The sequence below is a fragment of the Micromonospora sp. DT15 genome (genome assembly GCF_049841475.1).
Classification (GTDB): domain Bacteria; phylum Actinomycetota; class Actinomycetes; order Mycobacteriales; family Micromonosporaceae; genus Micromonospora.
Genome location: NZ_JBNCKJ010000017.1, coordinates 41,200 through 65,944 on the forward strand (window position 1 = coordinate 41,200; position 24,745 = coordinate 65,944).

At 67.4% G+C, this 24,745-nt stretch carries 16 protein-coding genes; 8 read left to right on the forward strand and 8 right to left on the reverse strand.

What is annotated here, in order from left to right:
- The first annotated feature begins 652 nt into the window (after positions 1-652).
- The 5 genes from ACLQ3F_RS29635 to ACLQ3F_RS29655 all read left to right on the forward strand — a co-directional run bounded on the left by ACLQ3F_RS29635 (position 653) and on the right by ACLQ3F_RS29655 (position 13,052).
- Complete coding sequence (locus ACLQ3F_RS29635) at positions 653-4,036, forward strand: DEAD/DEAH box helicase (protein WP_425852835.1); 3,384 nt, start codon at positions 653-655, stop codon at positions 4,034-4,036.
- Positions 4,033-6,063 carry an AAA family ATPase gene (locus tag ACLQ3F_RS29640; RefSeq protein ID WP_425852837.1) on the forward strand — a complete coding sequence of 677 codons (2,031 nt, stop codon included), beginning with the start codon at positions 4,033-4,035 and terminating at the stop codon, positions 6,061-6,063. The genes ACLQ3F_RS29635 and ACLQ3F_RS29640 overlap by 4 nt, the downstream gene beginning before the upstream one ends.
- Positions 6,064-6,213: 150 nt before the next feature.
- Positions 6,214-9,945, forward strand: coding sequence for a GTPase (locus ACLQ3F_RS29645; RefSeq protein WP_425852839.1), 3,732 nt, complete (start codon positions 6,214-6,216; stop codon positions 9,943-9,945).
- Positions 9,938-11,572, forward strand: a complete 1,635-nt coding sequence (locus ACLQ3F_RS29650; protein ID WP_425852841.1) for a GTPase — start codon at positions 9,938-9,940, stop codon at positions 11,570-11,572. Before ACLQ3F_RS29645 ends, ACLQ3F_RS29650 begins: the two co-directional genes overlap by 8 nt.
- Positions 11,573-12,572: 1,000 nt before the next feature.
- Complete coding sequence (locus tag ACLQ3F_RS29655; protein WP_357262844.1) at positions 12,573-13,052, forward strand: hypothetical protein; 480 nt, start codon at positions 12,573-12,575, stop codon at positions 13,050-13,052.
- 13 nt (positions 13,053-13,065) lie between these two features.
- On the opposite strand, the gene ACLQ3F_RS29660 is transcribed toward ACLQ3F_RS29655, so the two are convergent.
- The 3 genes from ACLQ3F_RS29660 to ACLQ3F_RS29670 all read right to left on the reverse strand — a co-directional run bounded on the left by ACLQ3F_RS29660 (position 13,066) and on the right by ACLQ3F_RS29670 (position 18,370).
- Positions 13,066-15,924 (reverse strand): TIR domain-containing protein, encoded by a 2,859-nt coding sequence (locus ACLQ3F_RS29660; protein ID WP_425852843.1) that lies wholly within the window; start codon positions 15,922-15,924, stop codon positions 13,066-13,068.
- Positions 15,921-16,406 (reverse strand): hypothetical protein, encoded by a 486-nt coding sequence (locus ACLQ3F_RS29665; protein WP_425852845.1) that lies wholly within the window; start codon positions 16,404-16,406, stop codon positions 15,921-15,923. The genes ACLQ3F_RS29660 and ACLQ3F_RS29665 overlap by 4 nt, the downstream gene beginning before the upstream one ends.
- Positions 16,407-16,705: 299 nt before the next feature.
- Positions 16,706-18,370, reverse strand: coding sequence for a hypothetical protein (locus ACLQ3F_RS29670; RefSeq protein WP_425852847.1), 1,665 nt, complete (start codon positions 18,368-18,370; stop codon positions 16,706-16,708).
- A 473-nt stretch (positions 18,371-18,843) separates the two neighbouring features.
- Between ACLQ3F_RS29670 and ACLQ3F_RS29675 the strand changes: the two genes are divergently transcribed.
- Complete coding sequence (locus ACLQ3F_RS29675; RefSeq protein WP_425852941.1) at positions 18,844-19,089, forward strand: hypothetical protein; 246 nt, start codon at positions 18,844-18,846, stop codon at positions 19,087-19,089.
- On the opposite strand, the gene ACLQ3F_RS29680 is transcribed toward ACLQ3F_RS29675, so the two are convergent.
- The 3 genes from ACLQ3F_RS29680 to ACLQ3F_RS29690 form a co-directional block, all read right to left on the reverse strand.
- Positions 19,034-20,605, reverse strand: a complete 1,572-nt coding sequence (locus ACLQ3F_RS29680) for an MFS transporter (RefSeq protein ID WP_425852849.1) — start codon at positions 20,603-20,605, stop codon at positions 19,034-19,036. The genes ACLQ3F_RS29675 and ACLQ3F_RS29680 overlap by 56 nt on opposite strands.
- A 107-nt stretch (positions 20,606-20,712) precedes the next feature.
- On the reverse strand, positions 20,713-21,342 hold the full coding sequence (locus ACLQ3F_RS29685; protein WP_425852851.1) for a class I SAM-dependent methyltransferase: 630 nt from the start codon (positions 21,340-21,342) through the stop codon (positions 20,713-20,715).
- Complete coding sequence (locus ACLQ3F_RS29690; RefSeq protein WP_425852853.1) at positions 21,339-21,914, reverse strand: FAD-dependent oxidoreductase; 576 nt, start codon at positions 21,912-21,914, stop codon at positions 21,339-21,341. The genes ACLQ3F_RS29685 and ACLQ3F_RS29690 overlap by 4 nt, the downstream gene beginning before the upstream one ends.
- A gap of 95 nt (positions 21,915-22,009) precedes the next feature.
- Between ACLQ3F_RS29690 and ACLQ3F_RS29695 the strand changes: the two genes are divergently transcribed.
- Both ACLQ3F_RS29695 and ACLQ3F_RS29700 read left to right on the forward strand, forming a co-directional pair.
- Positions 22,010-22,606, forward strand: a complete 597-nt coding sequence (locus ACLQ3F_RS29695) for a helix-turn-helix domain-containing protein (protein ID WP_425852854.1) — start codon at positions 22,010-22,012, stop codon at positions 22,604-22,606.
- Between the two features lie 314 nt (positions 22,607-22,920).
- Positions 22,921-23,289 (forward strand): hypothetical protein, encoded by a 369-nt coding sequence (locus ACLQ3F_RS29700; RefSeq protein ID WP_425852856.1) that lies wholly within the window; start codon positions 22,921-22,923, stop codon positions 23,287-23,289.
- A 14-nt stretch (positions 23,290-23,303) separates the two neighbouring features.
- Here ACLQ3F_RS29700 and ACLQ3F_RS29705 read toward each other — a convergent pair whose 3' ends face one another.
- Positions 23,304-23,561, reverse strand: coding sequence for a transcriptional regulator (locus tag ACLQ3F_RS29705; protein WP_425852857.1), 258 nt, complete (start codon positions 23,559-23,561; stop codon positions 23,304-23,306).
- A gap of 200 nt (positions 23,562-23,761) precedes the next feature.
- The gene (locus ACLQ3F_RS29710; protein ID WP_425852858.1) at positions 23,762-24,721 is read right to left on the reverse strand and encodes an AraC family transcriptional regulator; all 960 of its coding nucleotides are present in this window, start codon (positions 24,719-24,721) and stop codon (positions 23,762-23,764) included.
- Positions 24,722-24,745 lie beyond the last annotated feature (24 nt).

Below are 24,745 nucleotides of genomic sequence, written 5' to 3' on the forward strand. Positions count from 1 at the left end.
GCGGATCGCGCCGTGCGTCGCCGGCCGGCCCATGCGCCACCAACTACTGGTCCTGCCCGTCTACGCCGGCGCCGGGGCAACTTCGAGGGCGTGCACCGTATGGCACGGCTTGTGCCGGGCCAGGCATCACCACACGTACGGACTGGCACCAACGGTCGCTGAACTTCGTGGCTGGCACGGAGATGTAGCTATGCTGCTGCACCGACTCCAGCAGCCCGGCACCAACATCTCGCCGCTCCTGTGACGCGATTCCATGATGGGCCTCTCGGGTGAACAACACCGGATCCGGTTAACGCGTGGCACAGCAACCTCGATTAGTGGTTCCTCCAATCGGGCGACGGTGCGGACGACCTTGGCAGCCTTGGTTCGGCCGACCAGGCACCCAATTGGTGGTGACCGCTGCTCACCTTGTGCTGATGGCCGCTCACTTGCATAGTCGCTCTACGGCTGCCTGCCGAGTTCTAGAGGGGAAGAACGTGTCAGAGCCACTTGAGTTTCTCCGCGACCGGGAACCCACCTGGGCGCTGCACGCCACGCCGACCGCCTGTGAAGTCCGCGCCCTGATCGAGCAGAGCACAAGAGGTCATTTCGGGACGGCGGCTTGGCTCTCCGGGGATGCCGTCCCGACCGGTCGCCAGCCTCAAATCGACACGTGGCCAAGCAAAGGGTCGCCTCGGCGATGACCACCTCTTCAACTGATGACGCCACGTTCGGCTATTTCCCGGATCACGAGCGAATCGATGTCGCGCTCGATCGAGGTCGCTTTACACGTGCGCTCGTCCTGGACACACCCGTTCGGTCGCTTGCCGACCAGGTGAGCGAGTGCCGGTTGTTGTGGCAGCCGGAAGTGGAACTTCCCGAGGGCATCTACTGGTTCCAAGCGGTTGACGGTGGCCCGATCGTCCTGCAGGTCGCAGCCGGTGCCGCGCCAGGCGGCGGGATTGTGGTGTCCCCGTACGGCCTTGAGCCTGAGCATCCTCTGCTCGCCGCCTGGGCCTGGGCGGAGGAGTTGTGGCACAAGGCTGTGACGGTCCCCGCGCCGCTATTCACGGTAAATGATGCCGCCCTGACTCATCCCGGGGGCGCGGACGTGGTAGTGCGCGACCGCAAGTTTCTCCGCGAGCACTGGACGTACACCGTGATGGTCGAAGGTCGGCAGCAGGACGTGGTGGAGCCCCGGCTGCGGCCGCGTCCGCAGGTCGAAGCCCCACCTACGTGGGTGACCCGTGAGCCAACGCCGGCGAGCAGGTTCGGTGCCACGCTCACGCGCGCGAAGCTGCTGGGCAAGTTCGCCAACACGCTCTTTTCTTTCCGCGCCACACGCACGACGTTCCGGCCCTACCAGTTCAAACCGGTGCTCAAGCTCCTGCAAACCGGCAAAGCGAGGTTGCTCATCGCCGACGAGGTGGGCCTCGGCAAGACCATCGAGGCAGGTCTCATCTGGACCGAGCTTGAGGCTCGCGGAGAGGCAGACCGAGTCCTGATCGTCTGCCCGTCGAGTCTCCTCGGCAAGTGGAAGGAGGAGATGGAGGACCGCTTCGAGTTCGAGCTCACGGAGCTCGACAGCGGGGCCCTCAAGTCCTTCCTCGAACGCCACCAGCAAAACCGGCTGCCTACTCGCCAGGCCTACATCTGCAGTCTCGAACGCCTGCGTACCTGGGGCGGACTGGAGGACTTGCAGGCCGTGCCGCCCGAGTTCGACCTGGTGATCGTCGATGAGGCGCACGCCATGCGCAACCAGGACACCAAGAGCTACGCGCTCGGCACGGAGCTCGCGGATTGGGCTGCGAACCTGGTCTTTCTCACCGCGACGCCGATCAACCTCCACGAGCAGGACCTGCTCAACCTCCTTGAACTTCTCGTGCCCGAGGACTACGGGAGCAGCCTGGACCTGCAGCTACGACTGGAGCCCAATCGGATCATCAACGCCGTCACTGCCAGGCTCGGCGAGAAGGGAGCCCGCGGTCGGCAGCTAAAGCGCCAACTCGATGAGCTCAGGACCACGTCACTCGGCGCTCCGCTTATGCGACGACCCGACTTCGGGCTCTTGCGGGACGTACTGACCAAGGACGAGCTGACGCCCCGCGACATCGTCGACGCCAAACGTTACCTGGCGGGGCTGAACACTCTCTCCACCGTCATCACGCGCACGAAAAAGGTCGAGGTCGACGATCAGAAGGCCAAGCGCACCGAAGATCGGCAACCGGTTGAGTGGACCAATGCCGAGTCAGCCTTCTACTCGGAGTACGTCCAATGGTGCGCGAACCGCGCAGCGGCGATGGACAGCAGCCTCTATTTCGCGATGCAGATGCCCCTACGCCTGGCAAGCGCATGCCTGCCCATGGCGCGTCAGGCGGTCCTCGACCCAGGCGACTTCGGGGAGATCACCGACGCCGACTCGGATGCGGCCGCCTACCGGCTCGAGCCGCACGCCGACCTCATTGCGGCCGCGCAGCGTCTCCCCGACGACGTCGACACCAAGTTCGACGCCCTTCGCAAGGTGCTGCAAGGGCTGCACCGGCAACAGCGCCGGGCTCTGCTTTTTACGCACTCCCGCCCCACCCTGGCCTACCTTGCCGATCGTCTCGGCGCTGAGCTCAAGGTCGCTGTCATGCACGGTGGTGTCAGCCGCGAAGCCCGGCGTCACATCATGCGCGACTTTCGTGCTGGTGCCTATGACCTTGTGCTGGCCAACCGTGTAGCGAGCGAAGGTCTGGACTTCGAGTTCTGCTCAGCGGTGATCAACTATGACCTGCCGTGGAACCCCATGGAGATCGAGCAGCGCATTGGCCGCATTGACCGGATTGGGCAGAAGGAGGAGACCATCCTCGTTGTCAACTTTGTCAACGAGGAGACCATTGACGAGAGAATCCTTGCCCGCCTACTGGATCGCATCGATATTTTTGAATCATCTATCGGTGCTTTGGAGCCCATCATCTCCGCTCAGGCGCCGCGGGCGCTGCAGGCGGGATTCGACTTCGCACTCACCGAGGCGCAGCGGGCGCAGAAGGTCCACGAGGCGTTGACCGCGATTGAGGAGCAGCGCGCCGGCTTGCGAGACGTCTCGGACGCGTCTAGCGCCCTGCTGGTGAGCAACGACGTCGATGTCGCAGGGCTTGAAGACGACCTGGTGCGGACCGGCCGCTACATCGGGCAGCGCGAGCTCGCGCTGCTGCTCGACGACTGGGCACGCACCGATGCGTCGACCGGAGTGAGGATCTCCTCAGATGGCCTGACCCTGGAGCTACGTGGCAACGCCGCCATGGCGGCCCGCGTTGACGACCTCGCCAAGTCCTCACAGCGCTCCCGTGCCGAGACTCGTTCGATCTCTTCGCAGTTGCGCAACGAACTGCCGCTCACGCTCGTGCTCGACCAGGAACACGCCCGCGCTAACGGCGGCACCCTGCTCACCGCAACAAGCCCGCTCACGATGGCCGCTGCCTCCATCCCCGACCACCGTCAGGCACGTTTCGCATCGTTGCGAATCTCCGCAGACCCGACTGAGGTCTCACTCGGCACCTACGTCGTTGTCCTCGCGACGGCGGCGACGGCGTCGCGACGTGGCGACGAGATCTGGGGTGCCGCCGTCACCGACACCGGACGCAATGCCGGCGAAGGACCCGCGAACGCGCTACTGGCAGCGCTTGCGGAGGGGAGGCTTGCCGATGCACCGCTCCCGGCCATCGACCGGCTTCCCAGGCTCGCCGAGCGCGCGACGAATCATCTGCACCTTCGGCACTTGGAGGAGCAGGCTCGGCGCGACCGCGAGTTCGACGCGCTGCAGGAGGCGCGGATCGCCACGATCACCGCACAGCACCAGCGCAAGCTGGCGACAATCCGCAAGCGGATCGAGACTGCACTATCTCGGGGTCGCGCGCTCCGCGCCGTCGCGGGGTTCCGCGGCCAAGAACGCCGCGCAAAGGAGAAGTTCACCGCATTGATCGAAGAGATCCGTACGGCCGGCCAGCCCGAGATCAGGCTGGAACCGCTCGCCGCATGTGTTGTTCAGATTGTCGGCCCGACGGAGGCGGAATGAGCCTGGGAAGGAAACAGCTCGATCTTGAGGACGAACGGACCGCCCAGAAGCGCTATCGCCGCAAGGTTCAGGCCCTGGCCAGCAGGCCCATCACGCATGCGGGATCGCGCAACAATTTCTGGACTGGTAACGGATTGCCGCAAAGTCGCGTCATGCCGTTCGGTGCTCTCGTCGGTCGCGTCGCCCTGCGCAAGCCTGACGAGGAGCTTCTCAACGGGCAGTGCGACTTCTACATCGGCGAAGCCTACGCCAACCTCGACGGCGTATACGTTTTCAGCTGGGCAGCACCGGTCGCCTGCACGTTCTTCCGCGGGTCGCGTCACCACGAGTTCTGCGACGAGGTCGCCGTCATCCGCGCCTTCGAGCACCGGGGCGACGACATCCTCGACTTCGACGACGAGCGCGTGTGCGAGGACGGACCAGAGCAACCTTTTCGCAAGCGCACACTCACCGTTCCCGCCGCGCCGAGCCGTACGCTTCGCCCACCCGCGCGGCCCCGCGAAGCGCCACCAACGATGCCGCCGGCAGTCCACGAGCCCAGATCGTCCCGCAGCTTGTCCTCCGCCGGAAGCGCTGCCGCCCCTGAGTCGCAGCCCGGCGGCCAGGCTTCTCCGACCGTACGCCCACAGGCTCATGCCCCGAGCGTGCCCGCACAGACCGGCCGCCCTGCCGCCACGCCTGTACGTGCATCGGCCCTGCTGCGTGCACGCCTCGCCGCGCCCCGTACGAAGAGCCTCGCTCCCGTACTCGCCACGCTTCAACCGGACCAGTACGACCTCGTCAGTGCGCCAGCAATGGACAGCATGATCATCGAGGGTCAACCCGGCACCGGCAAAACCATCATCGCCTCGCACCGGGCCGCCTACCTGATCAACGACGACACTCCCGAGGAGAACACCCTCGACGGGGACGTCCTGATCGTTGGACCGACCCGCGGATATTCGCGGCACGTCCAAGCGGCGATCGATCGGCTGACCGGCGGATCACCACGGGTCCGTGTCCTCTCACTGCCTGAGGTCATGCTTCACATCCTCGGTGAGCGAAGCGAACCCCGGGGAAGCATCTCCCGGTCTTGGCAGGATGTCGATCAACAGCTGGCCATGTTCGTGCGCGCTACGGTTACGCGACTGAAGACCGCAGGAACCCGGCCGACATGTGACGACGTCTATGATTTTTTACGCCGCAACGGCAGCAGCTTGCAGCCGGTGACAGAAGATCCGGAGTGGGCCGCCTACCTGCGTAGGCTTCCCCCAGCCCGGGACGCGCTGACCATGCGCGCGCACATCCCAATGCTCGCGACCATCCAATGGGAGGTCGCCAAGCCAGCCGACCTCGTCGGCATCGAGCACATCATCGTCGATGAGGCGCAGGACGTGACGCCGCTGGAATGGGACCTCCTGGCGTCGATGAACGAGGCTCACGCATGGACCATCGTCGGTGACCTCAACCAGCGTCGCTCCGATCACACGTTGGCGTCCTGGCGACAGATCCTCGATCTGCTGGCCATCCCGTACGGCGATCCTCCGATCCGTCGGCTGGACCGTGGATACAGGTCCACCCGGCCGATCCTTCAGTACGCTAACCGGCTTCTTCCCGCCGCGGAGCGTGCGGTTCTGGCCTTCCAAGAGGAAGGACCGGAGCCGACCGTCGAGAAGTGCAAGTCCTCGGATGTAGCTGCTTCACTGGTGCGCGAGCTCGCCCGCCTGCACGCCGCCTATCCCGAGGGCACTGCGGCCGTCATCACCGCCGAGCCGAAGGCTGTGGAGACCATGCTGCGGTTGGCGGGGTGGGTGAAGTCGGTGAGCGACCGCTTCACCTGGCAGTACTCGGGTCGCGACGTGGTGGTGGCCCATCCGGATACCGCCCGTGGCCTTGAGTTCGACGCTGTCGTCGTGGTTGAGCCCGCTGATTTTCCGCAGAATCTCGGCCGGCAGGGACCGCTCTACACCGCACTCACTCGGCCGAACCGCGAGTTGGTAGTCGTTCATGCCAAGCCCCTGCCCGAGCGGCTACGGAGGAGAAAGTAGCCCCCTGCACCCGCACGCCGAGCCGCTGTAGCTACATGCTGACTACGTCAGCCGAACCGGGGGCCACGCCCCAGCAAGTTGCCGGCGCATTCGAGCCGTGACCCGTCAAGCAGCGAAAGTGATGATGAGTTGACGATTGAGGTGCGCTCATTGGAAGAGGCGGTTCGGTCGGCCGTCGAGCAGGGACGCGCGGAAGTGATGCACCTGGACGACATCACGGACGACCTGGTCGCCGCCTTCAGCCAGGGGCAGGGCCCGGGCTCGATCGCTCGGCTGGAAGACTTCATCCAGGGATTTCCGGCGGAGCTGCGGCGTCACCTGGACCGTGAGCGGGAGTCGCTCGGCACGTTCAATATCGCGTTCTTCGGACGGACCGGTGCCGGGAAGAGCACGCTGCTGTCGGTGTTCGGCCGGCTCGACGGGGCCTACGTCTCGCCCGGTGACAACGATTTCACCACCGAGGTGCGCCATGTCAGGTGGCGGGACTGCCGGCTTTTCGACACCCCCGGGATCAACGGTTGGGGCGCCTCCGAGAGTCGTGACGTCCTCGAAGCCAGGGCCCGTGCGGCGGTGGAGATCGCCGACATCGTGCTCCTGTGTTTCGACAGCCAGTCCCAGCAGGCGATGGAGTTCGAGAAGATCGCAGCCTGGGTCCTCGACCGGGGAAAGCCGGTGGTGGCCGTCCTCAACTGCCGAAACCGGCGCTGGCGCCACCCGGCCCTGGTTCGGGAGTCCGGCCGCCGGCATCTGTCCGAGACGGTTCGCCAGCATGCCGACAACATCCGGACCCAGCTCGCCCAGATCGGGTTGTTCGGCGTCCCGGTCGTCGCGATCCAGGGCCAGCGGGCCCTGTACGCGCGCGCCGCGATCCCGTTTCGCGGACCGCACCCCGGGGACTTCCAGAACGAACGCGACAGATTCGCTACGGACTACCTCGATCGCTGGTCGAACTTTCCCACGCTGGAGCGCCTCATCACCGCCTCGATCGCGGAGGGCGGTGCCGATCTGCGGCTGACCGCGCTGCGCGAGGAGATCCGGTCACGCTGCCGCCGCGGGGTCGGTGAGCTCGAAAACCTGGCGTCCGAGTTCGGGCGGGAGGCGCAGGCCCTGGAGCGCCGGGTCGAATCGATGTTCGCCGTGCTGGGCTATCCGGAGGACGCCGAGCGTGCCGAGTGGCTGCACGACACAGCGCTCAGCGGGGATCTGGTCGATCTGTCCGAGCAGGCGCGGGGTGGCCCCTACACCTCACCGCCGAAGGGGTCGCTGGACCGTTACGTCCGGCACCTCGCCACGTCGTACCTGGCCGGCTGCCACCGGCAGGCGAAGGCCAACGTGGACGATGCCATCCAGCGGGCCTTCGCCGAGCGCAAGGCGTTCGGCGAGCCTGAGTTCCGGGCGGCCACGTACGACGAAGAAGCCATGACCGCCGCGGCGCAGGCCGTGTGGGCGGACCGTCAGGCGTTCCTGCGGCGTGAGCTGAAGATCGCGGTGGATCACGCGTCCGCCGTGAGCGGGCCGGCCGCCGTGCACGCCGTGACGATCGCCGGCGACGAGGGCGGCACCCTGCTGGGTAACGCCGCCCAGGGCACGAGCATTGCGCTGGGACTCGGCGCTCTTGCGCTGCCGCTCATCTGGAACCCCGCAGGATGGGTGCTCGCCACCACCCTCGCCGGCATCGGCATCGTCAACCACGCCGGGCAGTACTTCGGCAAGAAGGCGAGCCAGCAGGGGGAGGAGCAGACCCGCAAGGCGATGGCCGACGCCATCGCTGAAGGCCATCGAGCGGTGGATCGGACGTTCGTCGCCTCCGAAGACGCACTGGTCCAGGACAGCCGCAGAGCCATGTGGACGTCACTGGGGCCGGCGGCCGGCGAGGCGCTGAGAGCCGCGATCGAGTTTCGGCTCGCGCGCGCCCGGATCACTCGGCTGCTCGACAGCCTGCGGACCTACACCGACGCGGTCCGGCCGGCACCCGCAGTGACCGACGTCCTGCGACGGGCACAGCGCCGGATTGGGGAGAGTCCGGCCGAGGTGACCCGGCTGTTGCTGGGCGAGGACTGGCTGGAGTCCGGTGTCGACCATCAGCCGGTGCGGATCAGCGAGGCGGTGCGCGAGACGCACGCAAGGCTCCAGGAGGCGGACCGCACACGGCTGGCGCGCGCCGTGACGGCGGCGTGGCGGTCATCGACACCGGCCCAGATCCACTCCTGGCGTCACGACCTCGAGGACGCGGCCCGGCGTGACCCGGCCCTGGCTGACGTCGTGGGAGCCTTCTGGCGCGTCGGTGGCGCGCGGCCGGTCTTCGCCGTGCTGGGTGACTACAACTCGGGGAAGTCGTCGCTGGTCCACCGGATCATGGTGGACGGTGGTCGGCGGCCAGACACCGCGTTCGACACCCGGGCGCTGCCGGCGACCACGGCCGCGAGCCGCTACCGGTTCCCCGGGTTCGACCTCATGGACACACCCGGCCTTCAGAGCGGACACGACGAGCACGACGCCACCGCGCTCGAGGCGGTCACCGAGGCCGCTCTCGTGCTCGTCGTCGTCAACGTCAACCTTTTGGTCGGGAACACCTCGATGCTCGAGGAACTGTTGCGCGGCACGGAGCTGACCGCCGCCAAGGGCGGTCGGATCGTGTTCCTCATCAATCGGTGCGACGAACTGGGCGCAGATCCGCTGACGGCACCCGATCAGTTCCTCAATCTGCAGACCCGCAGACGTGAGGCACTGCGCTCGGCCCTCGCCGATTTCGGCGCAGACGTGACGCTCGACCGGATCCACTGCCTGTCCGGGGACCCGTTCGGCCTGGTCGGTGGGGTCGCGACGGCGGAGCCGGCAGACTTCGACGAGCATCGCCTGTGGGACGGCGTGGCCGCACTGACGAACGCCCTGTTCGGTCTCTCCGACGAACAGCTGGCCGACGCGGCGTCCATGGCCGCCCTCGACGCGGCGGTCACCGCCCTCAAGCGTCACCGGGCCGCGCTGCACCAGGTGCTAATCGACGGCGAGAAGGCGCTGAGCAGCCTGGAACCCCTGATCGCCGGCCTGCGGGCTGCGATACGCGACGCCGTGGTCGTCGAGGGTTCACTGCGCGAGGACGCCCGCCGCATGGTCGACCGGCACGCGGTGCCGGCGAAATCCGCAGTGGCGGACCTCGACCGCGAGGATGCTCAGACGCTGAAAGACATCGTCGAGTCCTGGTGGAAGACCCCACAGTTCGAAGCTGATCTCGAACGCTACCGCGACGACGCGGCACGCCGGCTGGCCGAGTGGCATGGCGAGCATCTCCCCACGATCGGACGCGAGATGCGCGCTGCCGAGATCCAGGTGGCACCCGAGCTCGCGGCAGAGTTCCAGGCCCAGGGAACCGCCTGGTACGAGGAGGTGGCAGCGGGTGCGGGCACCCTCGCGGGAGCGGTGGCGCCGCTCGTGCAAGCCCTGGGCAACCGGGACGCGTACTACACGGTCCTGAAGCAGTTCAACTACAAGTTCAAGCCGTGGGGCGCGGTCAAGGGCGGCGCCAAGGTCGCCCGCGTCGGGCTCGTCCTCGGGGCCATCGCCTCCGTCGTCGACATCGCGGGGATGGCCACCGACGCCCAGAAGGCTGGCCAGCACCGGGAGCAGCAGGAATCGGCGTTCCAGAAGATCGACGAGACGGCTGCGGGAATCGTCGACCTGATCATGTGCGACGAGCAATGGGGCCGTCACGTCGCCTACCTCGAGCAGCGGACCGTGGACCTCGAAGAGCTGCTCGACGTACGCCTCGCCCGGGAATCGTCGATCGCCGACGAAATCGACTCGGCGAAGGTCCGGGTCGAGGCGGCCGACGCCCTGATCGTGTCCGCAGAAAAAATGGGAGGAACGGATCAAAGTGGTGGTTGACATCGATGCGGTGCGCGACTGGCTGGGGCGGCTTCCCGGTGGATCGCCCGGGCGGCACGCCGACGACTGGGACGCCTTCCAGAAACAGGACCGACCGGTCGTGACCCTCTTCGGGTCCTACGACACCGGCAAGAGCTCCCTGCTCCGCCGCCTGCTCGTCGACTCGGGCCGTGACGTTCCCGACTGGCTGACGATCAGCGCACTCCACGAGACCTTCGAGGTCAACGACGTCGACCTCGGTACGTGTATCGTCCGCGACACGCCCGGATTCGAAGTCGGGGCATTGGGTGCCCGCGAACAGAACAACTCCCGCGCGATGGCCGCGGTCGAGCTCACCGACGTCGGCATCGCGGTGCTGACCCCGCAGCTGGTGACCGCCGAACGCGACGTGCTGCGAGAGCTGCTCACGCAAGGCTGGCCGGCCGGGACGATGTGGTTCGTCATCTCCCGGTTCGACGAGGCCGGCGGGAACCCCGAGTACAACCTCGCGGCATACCGGGACCTCGGTGCCCGCAAGGTCCGCGAGCTGCGGAACCTGTTCGGCCTGGACGACCAGGTGCCGGTCTTCGTCGTCTCGCAGGACCCGTTCCAGACCGCCGGACCGGTCACCGATCTCGACCGCGTCACCTGGGACGAGTTCCGGGACTGGGACGGCATGCAGGACCTCGCGAACGCTCTCGGGGCGGTGTCCCCGTCAGCTCTGCCCGGATGGCGGCACGCGGCCGGGCAACGCTACTGGTCGGTGGTGCTGGACGAGACCTTGTCCGAACTGCGCGGCCAACTGGCGGACTACGCGGAACAAGCCAGGGTGGCGGCCCACGGCGTCGATCGCCGCGACCAATGGGAGAGGCAACTGGGCAACCTCGACCGGGCCGCCCAGGCCGGCCTCGAAGGTCTCGTCGACGAGGTGCTGCGGCGGTCGTGGGATTCCGGCTCCGCCGCCGACGAGCTGCAGCGCACGGTCAGCGAGTGGTTCACCAAACACGAGAGCCACCTCGATCGGCTGCGGCAGTCGATCCGCAAGGGCAGGGATCGAGACCGCGCCCTACCCACCTGGGCCGGCTTCGCATCGCTGGTCGGGACGCTCAAGTCCGGCGAGGAGAACACCGCCACCGCCGCCGACGGGTCCGGCCAGATCTCGCGACACACCAACACCATCGGCAGCATGCTGCTCGGCGTGCTGAAGACCATGACCGAGGACCTCGGAGAGACCACCGGCAGAAAGACCAAGGCGGTGAAGATCGCCGAGAAGGTGAAGCCGTACGTCGGCACCGTCGAAGCCGCGCTCCCTCTCACCGTCTACCTGACGACATTGGTCGACCAGCGCCTCGCGAGTCGCACGCGCCTGAACCAGGGCAAGGCGGCGGCCGAGATGCGTCAACAGGTCGTCGCCGAATGTACGCGGCTCGCCCGCGAAACCTGGCAGCCGTTCGTCGACGACGTACGCGACGAGATCACCGCCCAGACAAAAGATCAGGTCGACCTCGACGCGAGCCTGCGCCAACTGGTCAGGCAACTGCACGAAGTTATCGTGGAAGGCGAGGGTCTGTCTCGAGCGACCTGCCGGAAAGCCTCCAACGCGGTGGATCCCTCCGACCGGCGGGCGAGTGTGGGAGAGCGCTCGTGACCGTCACTCTGGGGCCGGCTTGGACGCTCAAGCCGGATACACCTGAGGACACCGGCCGTCAGCCGCTTGCCGTCGAGCCTGTGGTCGCTGCGCAGGCTGCGGCGCTGATCCCCCGGCGTCATCACTACCACCCCACACGCCCGTTATTAGCCCTGCACGCCCGCCTCGCGATTGAGGTGGAGCGGCGCGGCTGGACCGAAGGCAAGGACTCGAAAAAAGCATTCTCATGCGCTGGTCCGGCGCAGCGAGGTCGTCCTAGGCGCGGTGTCCATCGCTCACGGTGAAGCAGAGGACGGTCACCAGGCGGGACTTCGTCGGCTCGATGGGGAAGGCCGCTGTGGGCTAGCGCTGAAGCTCGGCATGGGTCTGCGACGAGCGGTCCACATCACGGGAGGTGACTACCCAGGAGAGCCTCTACCTGCTGGGTCGTGACTTTCAGGCCGTATCGGCGCATGACCGCCCGACTTATGTCTTGAGGCGGCCTGTTCGGGTCCTCCCGGTATACCTCTAGGATCCGTTTTCGAACGTCCTCGGCGGGCTCCAGCGGAGGATCCGAGCCGGCCCTTCGTGGGTCGAGTCGTGCTTCGTCATCGAACCAGAGCCGCCGATACGGGTCGTCTCCGCGTTCATCGTCAAAGACCATGGCCGCCCCCTGTGGTCGTCTCATTCGACGCTAGGCGTGGCTCCGTTGGCAGGTCCACGACGTGAATGCGAGCGGAGACCTGACCGGCAAGCGGCCGGATCATCTCGTTCCCACGGCTGTTTCAGTGGATCGCCGCCGCGTCGCATAAAGCGGACAGGGTGCTGTGAGACCCTGGTTCGACAAGCGAGTGACAAGCACGTGAAGGGGTTCTGACGCGACGTGGTCTGGATAGCCGTCGCGGATCCCCTGCCGCTGTTCATGGCGGGAGTGGCGGCCACCCTGACTGCGGAGGGCCACCAGGTAGAGGCGCCCTCAGACCTCGTCGGTTGGGTACGGACTCGCGCAGGGTGCATCGTCGTGATCACGTTGGCCGCTGGACCGGACTGGCTGCTGCTCTCGGACATCGCTGGGATCGGCGGCGACGCTTTCATCGTGGCGCTGCTTCCGGAGCAGGACGGCGTCTTGGGCTCGCAGGCGGTGCGGGCCGGCGCCCATTCCGTGCTCGGACGGGATGCGCCGCCAGACGGGTTGCAGAGGATCATCGAAGCTGCGGCCGCCGGGCTGGCTCAGCTTCCGATCAACGTGGTCCGCGAGTTGCGGACCACTGCGACGTCGAGCGCTCCTCCCCGCCGACCGACCCCACGACAGCTCTCGTGGCTACGCACGCTCGCGGCCGGCGGCACAGTTACCCGGCTCGCTGAGCTGGAGGGCTATTCGGAACGCGCGATGTACCGCATGCTCCAGCGCCTCTACGCTCAAATCGAGGTCAAGACGCGTACCGAGGCGTTGATTCGTGCCCAGATGCTCGGCTGGTTAGCCGCCGACGGCCGTGAATAGTCCGGGTGCGTTGCTAGGGTTCGAGCGCCTGCAGTGCTCGGTCGAGCGTTCCCGGTCGCGCACATTCTGCGAGGCAGGTGAGCAGGGTCCGTAAGCGGCCGGTGAGTTGGGCTGGGATTCGCCGCGGTGCTGCCTCGTCGTTCTCGCACGCAGGGTGCGCGTACCGGCTCAGTGAGCGAACTGCGTGCTCGAGCGGTTCGTCGGCGCAGACGTGCCTGCCGCAGAGTGCGAGGCCCAGGAAACCCTCGGCGGCGAAGTCGCGCGGATCTTGCCGGATACGATCTGCGGCTTCGTCCCGTAGCAGGCTGAAGTCCTCACGTGCCGAGAAGCGATCACTTTCGTGCAGGGCGGTCAGCGCGCGCAGGGCCACGATCAGTAGGTTGCGCCCGCCCGGACGTTCCCGGGCCGCCAGCACCGCCCAGCGTCGGGCTTCCTTTGGCGCGCCGGCTTGCAGTGAGGCGAATGCGAGCGTGGTTCGTGCGCGCTGGAGCGCGATCCCGTTACCAACTCGCCGGGCAATGCCTTCCGCTTCCGTCGCGTGAGCCACCGCAGCCTCGATGTCCCCTTCGGCGAGCAGTTGCTCCCCGAGCTGATCGAGGTACGCCGCGCGAGCCCGGTCATCGGTCTTCTCCTCTGCCGCGGCTGCTAGATGGTCCTGGGCCCGCGGGTCGCCGTCCATTGCATACCAACGCGCCAGGCGCAGGTTCAGCCGGAACCGCGTGTCGGCGCCGGCGTGCGCTAGGGCTCGGTGTAGGTGATCGAACGCGGAGTCGAGCTCGCCCCACCGGCGGTGACAGTTGGCGATTCCTTCCAGGGGGAGAACCTGCTCTGCCGGGTCAGGCCGCGTTTCGGCGGCAGCCAGCGCCTGCCGGTACCTGGCGAGGGCGTCTTTGGTGCGCCCCACTCGCATGAGTGCCGTGCCCAGGTTGACGTGCGTTGCCCAGGTCAGCTCCTTAGACGGAATCGAGGCCGCCAGAGTCTTGGCCCGCAGCAGGATCATCAGGGCCTCGCGGTACAGGCCGTTCTCGAGGTAGATCTCGCCAAGGGCCGTGTCGTTGACGAACTCCAGGAAATCCCGGGGGAGTCGGCCGCGGAGCCGCAGGCGCTGCTGAAGCAGCAGAGAGCTGCGATTCCAACGGACGAGATGCCGGTCGATTTCGTCGATGCGCTTGGCAGCGTCCTCGTACTCCTCGGCCGTGATCAGCGCGTTGATCGCGGCGATGGGGTGGTCGAACTCGTCGGCGCTGCGGGGGCGCGCTGGACGCTGCCGCCAGAGCACATCCGCAGCCGTGGTCAGCAGGGTCAAGCGGCCCCGGCGCGGCACGTCTCGAGTGTCGTCGTCTTCAAGCGGCATCCATCGCAAGATGCGCTGCCGGTCCGGGTCCTGGAGGTAGAAGAGGCCCGCCACGGTGCTGACGGCGTTGCGCGAGACCAGCCAGCGCAGGATGTTGCTCAGTCGGCGTGGCTCGAGCGTGATCGTCGCAGCTTCAACGATCATGTGCTGGATCGTCGCCTCGTCAACCGGTGTCCCGAGCGCGGCCAGCGCCTCCAAGACGATCCTGGCGTGGCCGTCAAGAGCGGCAATGAACTCGTCGAAGACGTACTCCGCTGTACCAGTTGGATCGATTATCTCGAGTTCGGCCACCACTTCGTGGATGGTGTCGAAGCCGCGGGAGGCACGGGCGTAGACGAATTCAGCGAGCCGGGGGCGCCCGTGCAACAGCCGGCACGCGTCGGCGATGAGAGTGTCCGGCGTGGTGGGGGGCACCAGATCTGACCGGCGGTCGAGGTCCTGCAACAGCCGGCCGAAGCTCTCCGGGTCGAGGCCGTTGTCGACGCGGACGTGCCGGGCGGTGAGCAGCCAATTACTGCGGTGCCGCGGCCGCGGCAGGTCGCGGGTAACCACCACGACCTTGAGGCGATGGCTGCGCAGCCGGGAGATCCGCTCGAGAACTTCGTCGAGGTCGAGGTCGAGCAGACCGGCGCCGTGTCGGTCGACGAGGTTCTCGAAGGAATCGATCGCGAGAACGGCGTCCGTGTCGCTGGCCAGGCCGAGGAGCTCATCGATGTCGGTAGGCAGGTAATCGCCGGCGGAGCCGTCCTGCTCGCGGGCCCGGGTCGGATCCGTGATGACGGACTCCAAGATCGCCGCGCCGAGCATCTTGCCGGGCCTAGCCACACGGTAATGGATCGTTGGCCCATCCACGCTTTCGAGCTCCGCCAATTCGCTGCGGACGATCGCGGACTTGCCGATGCCCTCGGGCCCCGAAACGACGATGATGCCGACGTCCTCGCGGGCGAGGAAGCCGCGCAGGTCTTGGCGGGGCCGTTCGTGGCCATGCATCCGGATCGGCCAGGGATCGCCGCGTGTCTCGCCGGCGAGCCACGCCGGCGTCGCGGGCGTCCCTCCCCGTCCGCGCAGCTTTCGGTCCTGTGCCCGGTGCAGGCGGTAGCTCTTCAGCTGATCCTGCCCCTCGGGGCTCTGCCACTGACGGACGCGTTCGCGGAGCGTGGCCAGGCCGAGTTCGCGGCCCTGACTGAAGTCGATACTGCTGTACCGATCGGTGTACTCGTACGGCGGCGTGTCGGCCTCTATGTCGAGGACCGCGATCAACAAGGCGTTGTGATCGGCTACCTCGACCTCGAAGCGGCAGTACGGCGAGCTGAGACTGAATCGCGACCGAACGAAGAGCAGGATGTCGCAGCCGCGGATGAGTACCGGCAGGCTTTCCCGCCACGGCGGTCCGAGCGCGAGGTTCTTACGGTCGATGAGCGGATCGAGGACTGAGTCGGGCTCCTTGAGCTTGTCGTAGAGCCAGGAGGCGAACCGCCGATCGTCCGGTTCATGCGAGTAGCTGATGAACGCTTTCATTGCATGGCCGTCCCCGGGTTCATTGGGGCGAGCTTGTCCGCGTCGGGAATTTTGAGCTGGTGGCGTACGGCGCGGTAGAAGGCGAACAGGCCGTCGAGGGTCCGGCTGCGATGCCGAGCTGCGTCCTCGGGCTTCGTGGACGCCGTCATGCGCAGGCCGTGCGTGGATGCCACGACGCCGCGGGCTGCCGCCTGCACATCGAGCCCGCCGAGGATACGGACCTCCGCCATGTGTACCTGAAGCATGCGATGCTCGGCTTCGAGGGCACCTTCGTCGCCGGTCGGCTCCTCGGCCAGATCAATGATGCGGCGGGTGCAGGCGGCGAATTCGGCACATACCTTCTGCAGCTCCTGGTCCCAGCGGGTACGCAGCGCGGCTGCGTTCCTGATGCGCTCCAACAGTAGCGTCGGGAAGACGCCAATGACCGCGCCAGCAAGGACTGGGAGCAAGAGTTGGAGCAGTTGCGCCCATGTGACACCCATGCCCACCTCCGGAACGAGGGATAGCCGACGGCGCCGCTAGGGAGCGACTCTTCCCGATGGTGTGGATCGATGCAACGGCATCAGATAAGCCTGACGCGAACCTGACAGACCGGTAACAACTTGGCTCGCCTGGTGCAGCCAGCCCCGAACGCGGTGGCAAGGGGTGACAAGCTGGTTCGGTTACTGTTGGTAACAAGGGGTCGTCGGTTCGAATCCGGCCGTCCCGACGCAGCTCAAAGGGCTCCCCTTTTGGGTTCAGGTCAGCTAGTCGCCGCGGTATCCCGAGGACACGCCCACCATCACTTCGTGTTGGTGTCGATGGTGTAAACCACGTCTGACCCGACGTCGTGGCGGGTGATGCCGGGTACGTCGGGGATGTTAAGCAGCGGTTCGTATGGGGTGCCATGGACCCGGTCGCGCAGCAGGACGACGCTGCGGATGCCGAGTTGGTGCAACCGATCCAAGGCCTGCTGGCTGGGGAAGGTCGTCATAACGTCGCGGATCGACTGACGGTTGGGTGTGGTGTAGCTGGCCGCACCGTTGACCACCGCGGGAAAACCGTCGGTCGACCAAAGTAGGACGTGGAGGTCGATGCCGTCGTCGGACGGCAATACCATGATCGGAGCGTGCGCGGAGGCTAGCGCCATCGCGGCCGGTTTGGCTGGGGTTTGGGGGTGCTGCAGGTCAGGCAGGCCCTCAGCTAGCACGAGGACCAGCAACGGAACGGTCAGTAGCCGTGCCTCTTCCACCGACCATTTCGGCTTGGCGCCCCTGCGAGCCACCTCGGCTAGTTGGGTAACCAGGCCGGCCGCGAGAATGGCCAGGCAGATAGTGGGCCACAAGATCAACCGTCCTGGTGTACGGGATCCATCGAACCCGGGCACGTAAAGATAGAGCAGACGGTAGATCGGCCCGTTCGTGCCTAGCGCGAACAACACTCCGACGACCGCTCCAAACAACAGCAGAAGTCGTTGCACCGGTGACCAGCGGGATAGGAACAGGCCGGCGAAGGCCAGTAAATACAGTGCATACCCGCATAGCAGCACTTTCTCAGTCGCTGCGCCACCAAGAGCGATGCGGTCGTCGTTGTGTAGGGTGCCCCAGGGCAGCGAGGACTGCGGAGCCACGAGAAGTCCGCGCAGTGTCGGGGAGAAGAACGCGACGTAGTCCCAGTCCCGGGTGACATGTGGGTTGAGCTCGCGCACGTGTTGGTACGCGTACGCGAAGTATCCGGTCACCGCGGTGAAGACCAACCCGCCGATCAGATCACTGACGATCAGCCGGGGGCTAAGGCGTGGGCGGTGGATCAGCCAGGCTGTCAGTGTGATCAGGCAGAGGGCGGCGAGGACGTATACGAATCCCAGCCCCACGCCGAAGCCAAGGCTGACCTGCCAGGCCGCGACCAGCCAGCCAGCGAACGCCCAGCCCGGTCGGACTCGTTCGGCAAGGTAGCCGCGGGTGAACGAGAGTCCGTGGCCGCGCGCCAGCATCGCCAGGGCCAGGGTGATGCCACCGGTGGAGAGGATATTCAAATGGCCGTCGTGGCCGTAGCGCCAGGGCGCGTAGGCGAGGGCGGCCCCGGCTACCGCGGCGGCGACCTTATTCGCGCCAAGCTGGCGCAGGAGCGCGTAGCCGCCGAGGAAGGCGAGCGCGAAAGCCAGCACGAACAGGATGTTGTAGCGCAGCACGGCGCCGACTACACCGCTGCCTATCAGCCCTGCCGGGGCATAGCCGAGCAGGCTGTCGTTCAGGGCTAGGCCGTACTTGTCGGGATAAAAGGCGTTGGTATCCCACAGGCCACGCAGACCGTGGGTGAGAGCGTGGCCACCCCATCCCACCAGCCATGCTTGGGCCGTCGGGTCACCCGCGTCACCGACGATGGTGTGGGCCGGGTTGGCGATCGGCACAGTCTTGGCGCCGGAAGTCATCACGCGAACCGCGTACGGCGGAATCAGCCAGATCATCGCGACAGCGAGGAGCACCGAACCGAGGCCCGCGATGCTCAGTTCCCGCCGATGGGCCCCACGTTTCAGCCAATCCCTCGTGCCTGAACTGGCACGCGCGAGTCGGCCATTTTGTCCAAGATCGCTGAGAGTGACGACTGATGGTTGGCCTCCTACCGGTGGCTCTACCTGCGTCATCACATTGACCCTCACTGTTGGACCGCCGAAGTAAATCATGAGCAGGGCGGCGCATAGAGTCAAGACCTCGATCAATGCCGATCAGGTAGCCGGGCCTTAGGCTGTTTTTCAAAGGCGTGTTGTCACGCAGGAGTCGCGAGCTGCGCAGCAGCGCATCTTGCCGCTGTCGAGACAGGACACACGCCAGGGTTGCTGCAGGCCCTCGCCCGGGTTCCGGACCCACGGGACGCCGGCGGCCGGATCCATCCGCTGCCGGGACTGCTCGCGATCGCGATCGCGGCGGTGGTTCGGGGATCGTGCACTTCTACGGCACCCACTTCGTCGACATCGACGGCGAGCTCGCCCAGCTCGACACCGACGGCTACCGGCCGCTGCGACTGGCCCCCGGCCAGCGCGGTAAGCAGCTGACCGGGGGGTGGGCCCTTGAGGAGCATGACGAGCGGGACCACGTCTGGCTGCAGGATCGCGGCGTGTGCCAGGCCGGTGCTACCCGGCGATGGTGGCGTCGCTGGCCGAGTTCGATGCGGCGGTTGCCGGTGTGATCGGCGCGGTTCCTTGAGGGCCTCGGGCCAGGACGTAGACGAACAGGATCGTCATGACGGCGACTCCCGCCCACATGGCTTGTTGCCAGCCGTCGACGAACGCTTCCTGGGCGGCGCGGATGAGTGCGGGTGCCTGGGTGCCGGCGGTGTCGGCGGTGGCGATGGCGTTGGCGATGCCTTCGCGGGCGGTGTCAGCGGTGTCGGCCGGGATGGTGTCGAGGCGACCGTTGATGGCGTTGCGGTAGCCGGCGGTCAGGACGGCTCCGAGCAGGGCGACGCCAAGGGCGGTGCCGAATTCTCGGGTGACGTCGTTGAGGGCGGACGCGACGCCTTGACGTTCGCGGGGCAGGGCGGAGGTGATGGCCTCGGTGGAGGGGGTCTGGGTCAGGCCCATGCCGAGTCCCATGGCGAGCATGCCGGGCAGGATGGCGAGGTAGCCGCCGTCGACGGAGACGAGGGTGGCGATGAGCGCCAGGCCGGCGCCGCCGAGCAGGATTCCGGCTGCCATCGTTGCGCGAGCTCCGGCTCGGGCGGCCACTCGGGGGGCGAGTCCGGAGGCGAGCATCATCATCGCTGCCATGGGCATGAGCGCGAGGGTGGAGCGCAGTCCGGACCAGCCGAGAACGGCCTGGAAGTAGGGGAACAGCACGACAAAGATCCCGGCTTGGACGCCGAACAGTGCCAGCAGTGCCAGCGAGCCGCTGGCGAGGCGCCGGTCACGGAACAGGCGCACGTCGAGCAGGGGCGCCGCCCGGCGTAGTTCCCAGGCCACGAACCCGATGGCGGCGACGACGCCGACGAGCAGGCTGGCCACGGTGACGGGCGAGGTCCAGCCGTGGACCGGGCCTTCGTGCAGGACGTAGATGAGCGCGACCACGGCGATCACCGACGTCAGGGACCCGACCATGTCGAAGCTGTGCTGCGACGTCTCGCGGGAATTCGGGACGGCTCGCAGGGCCGTGACGGTGGCCGCGGCCACGAGCACGACCGGCAGCAGGAACAGCCACCGCCAGTTCGCCCAGTCGACGAGGACCGCGGACAGGTACATGCCGAGAATGCCGCCGCCGCCGGCGACGCCGGTCCACACACCGATGGCTTTGGAGCGTTCCTCGTCGGGGAACGTCGAGGTGATGACGGCCAGGGTGACCGGCATGATCATGGCGGCGCCGACGCCGGCGAACAGCCGGGCGGCGATCATCATCTCGGATGAGGTGGCCAGGCCCGCCGCCGCGCTGGCGACGCCGAACAGGGCGAGGCCGGCGAGCAGGATCGGTTTGCGGCCCACCCGGTCGCCGAGGGCGCCGAGCGGGAGCAGCAGCGCGGCCAGGCTGAGGGTGTAGATGTTGATCATCCACAGGACGGTGCTCTGCGAGGCGTCGAACGCGACGGCGACCTGCGGCTGGACGACATTGAGCCCGGAGACCGAGGCGATGACCGCCATCAGAGCGATACACACCGCGATCAGGATCGCGCGACGCTGGCGCGGGTCGCGAATCGTCGCGTCGGGGACGCTCACGCTTGGCGAACTGTCGAGGGCAGGCATGCGCGGGGTTCCTTCCACAAGGGCGCGATGGGGTACGGCGCCGGGGTGGACCTCGGTCCCGGCGTCGCAGAGAAAGTGGTTCAGGGGCGGCGGGTGGCGCGCACGACGACGTCGTGCAGCGAGACCGCATGGCCGCCGGGCCCGGTCGCCGGGCGCCGGTGCTCCTCGGCGGTGACGATCTCCCAGTCGGCCGCATTCAGGACGGCGGTGATGTCGGCGAGGGTGACCGTCGCCTCGGCGGGATGCTGATGCCCGTGCCCGTGGCCGGTGTGCAGGTGCCCGACGATCAGCAGGGTGCCGCCGGGCGCCACCCAGTCGGAGATGCGCTGGTAGAAGGCCAGTTGGGGCATCGCGGGGTGCGCGTAGTGGGTGGTGACCAGGTCGAAGCGCATGCCCGGTTCCCAGACGGTCAGGTCCGCCTCCACCCACCGGATGGACTCCGTCTGCCCGCTGGCGGTGGCGCGGTCGGCGGCGCGGGCGAGGGCGTCGGCGGAGATGTCGGCGGCGGTGAGCTGCCAGCCGTGGGAGGCGAGCCAGATCGCCTCGGCGCCGGCGCCGCACCCGGCGTCCAGGGCGGTGCCCGGTGCCAGGCCGGCGGTCTCCTGGGCGAGGTAGGGGTTGGGTGGGCTGCAGGCCATGGAGCCGGGCTTGTCGCCGTGGGTCTGCTGCCAGTGCTGTTGCCAGTAGTCCTTGTCGAAGCTGTGCGTCATCGGAGGTTCTCCTCGTCCGTCAGCCGGGCGACCGCCCGGTCGGTGTCCTCGGCGACGAGGTCGGCGTTGAGATGGGCTGCGGCGCGGGCGCCGCCCGCGGCGGCCGCACCGACCTGGGCGGACAGATCGGTGGAGTTACCGGCCGCCCATACCCCGGGCACCGAGGTCCGACCGGTCTCATCAGCGGCGAAGGAACCCACCGGGTGCTGCGTCGCGGTGATGCCGATACCGGCGAACGCCTCTGCTCGGGCGACCATCCGCGGCGCCACCGCCACGGTCTCGACCGGTATGACCTTGTCGTCGTCGAGACGGACCCCGGTCAGCCGGTCGTCGACGATGATCTCGCCGCCGTAGCCGGTGACCTCATCGCGGCCGCGCCTGAGGAACTCCAGCGGGCTCAGTCCGAGGGCCAGCAGGCCGTGCACGGCCTGCGCCGGCGCGTTGCGCGGTGCGCCGGCGTCCAGGACCGTCACTCGCCGCCGCGAACGCCCCAGGATCAACGCCGCGCTCAACCCGGCCGCGCCGCCACCGACCACGACCACGTCCCTCTCGATCTCTGCCTGCTCCACCATCTGCCCTGCTCCCTTCACCACCTTCGCCGGTGACTTGATCCTGAGCCGCCCGGCGAATATGTGCAAAGATCTTTGCCGAATGGCAAAATGGGGTTGTGGACGACAATCTGGACCGCACCCTCGACGCGGTCGGCCCGCGGCTGAGGCAGCTGCGGCAGCGCCGCAACATCACCCTCACCGACCTGGCCGAGGAGACCGGCATCTCCGTCAGCACGCTGTCGCGGCTCGAAGCGGGCCTGCGGCGTCCGACGCTCGAACAGCTGCTCCCGCTCGCCCGCGCCCACAGCGTCACCATCGACGAACTCGTCGACGCGCCGCTGACCGGTGATCCCCGGATCAACTTGCGCCCCATCGCCGCTGGCGACGGATCCACCATCCTGCCCCTGACCCGCAGGCCGGGAGGCATCCAGGCCTACAAGTTCGTCCTGCCCGCCGGCGACGACAACCGCGTACCCGACCTGCGCACCCATGAGGGCTACGACTGGGTCTACGTCCTCAACGGCACCTTGCGCCTGGCCCTCGGCGACGAGAACCTCATCCTGCAACCCGGAGAAGCCGCCGAGTTCGACACCCGCACCCCCCACTGGTTCGGTGCCACCAGCGCCGGGCCTGTCGAGTTCCTCAGCCTCATCGGCAGACGAGGCGAACGCGCACACGTACGCGCCACACCACAATCAGGCACGTCCCATTGAGCAGCAGAACTGCCTCCCCACTCACGCCAGGCTCCGGCAGGCGGCACACCCTGCTCTCACGTAAACCCGCTGCCGACCTCGTCGATTCGCCTTCACCGCAGAACCGCGATGCTGGAGAACGATCAGCGCAGCATCCTTCGCAGAACGGTCCATTCTGAGTAGAGATCCGGAAGCCGGTCCGTCGGGCCAGATCCGCTTTCACAACCCGTTCTCAGGCAAGAGCGTCGCGGCGTGGTTCTGAGGAATGTTTGTGCGAGCATTCAGGACCGCGATCCCGAGACCCTTGACGCCGACGATGTCGATCAGGCGGCGGTATGACCGGCGACGACATACCTCGCCCGCTCAGCGACATCGAGCGGGACGTCATCGCGCGGCTGCTGTTCGTGCCGTTCCCTGGGCGCGACGAGTTGCGGGCGCAGTTGCCGTTCGCCACAGTCGAGGGCCGCTGCGGGTGTGGCTGCGTGACCGTCAACCTTGCTGTGGACCGCGCCGCAGCGCCGGCCACGGTGCTGTCCGGTGCACCAGTGTCGGCTGACATCATCGACGACGAGTTCTACGTCGGCGTCGTGCTACTCGTCGATGGTGAGGGCTATCTGTGCTGCCTGGAGGTCCACTCCATCGGTGACGAACCCGTTCGGCGGCCCCCGCCCGTCGAGCAAATCAACGCCCGTCCGCAGGGGTAGCGTCCGCCTCACCGTCACCGTCTCCGCAGGAAGGCGTAGACGACCTTGTTGGAGGCGAATTCCGAGATGTTGACGAGGTCCCAGCCGAACTGGCCCAGGACCTCGGCGGCAGCAACCGCCTCGCTGACCTTGGTGCCGCCGATGCCGTGATGGGAGACCACGGCCAGCAGGCGATAGGGGTACGCACGAAGATCGGCTTCGCCCTGCAGGACCGCCTGGGCGGTGACCATGCGGGTCCGGGTGATGTGCTCCGGAGTCTCTGCGGTGGTCATACCCGGCACCATAGTGGCTTGTCGCTCGGGCAGTCTGCCAGCTTCGCAGCCGGTATGTTCGCGACGTGTCTGCGGCGGCCGGTGCCTCTCGGCGTGGTGGGCACTCGCGGCGTCGCCGGTCTACTTGGGCAGGTTCTCGTTCGCTGAGTCGGTGGTGGCGGACGATGAGGAACGGATGCCCACGGCCAGCCTCGGCACATTCATCCCACTGGAGTGACGTCAGGCGACCCGATGGCCTGCCGGTGTTCGGCCGGGCTGAGACCGCGTACCCGTTTGAAGGCCGCGCTGAGTGCGAATGAACTGCCGTAGCCGACCTGGCGGGCCACCGCGCCGACGGTGGCGTCCGGTTCGCGCAGCAGGTCGGCGGCCAGCGCGAGCCGCCAGTTGGTGAGGTACGCCATCGGAGGCTCGCCGACCAGTTCGGTGAACCGGCGGGCCAGCACCGCCCGCGAGATACCGGTGCCGGCCGCGAGGGTGGCCACCGTCCAGGGCTTTGCCGGGTGGTCATGCAGCAGTCGCAACGCCCTGCCGACCACCGGATCGCCGTGCGCTCGGTACCAGGAGGGTGCCGCCGCCTCGGGCCGGGAGAACCAGGCCCGAAGTACGGCGATGAGCAGTAGGTCGAGCAGCCGGTCCAGGACCACATCCTGCCCCGGCTCGTCCTTGGTCATCTCGTCGCCGAGCAAGGGGATGAGCGGGCTGTCCAGCGCTCCGGCCGGCAGCACCAGGAGATGAGGCAGGACCCTCAGCAGCCGTTGGCTGACCTCGCCCTGCAACTGGTACGTGCCACTGAGCAGCACCGCCATCCCGTCAGCGCGTTCGCCCCAGGTCCGGACACCCAGGTCCATCACCTCGCACAACTCGTCCCCGGTGGGCGTGGTGCTGTGCTCGCCGGGATGGATCACTGCCTGCGGCGCCGTGGCCGGGTCGTCGGCGATCGTGTATGGCTCCGGGCCACGGATGATCGCGACATCGCCCGGGCGTAGCGGCACCGGAGCGCCCTGATCCGGCACCACCCACGCCGTGCCGCGCAGCATGGTGACCAGGGTGAGGGGCGCACGATCCTGGATCCGTACCGACCAGGGCGGGTCGAACACCGACCGCATCAGGAACGCGCCGCGCGCCCTCGGCCCGTCCAGCAGCCCCGCGAGCGCATCCATGCGCTCAGGTTAGCCCTGTGAGGT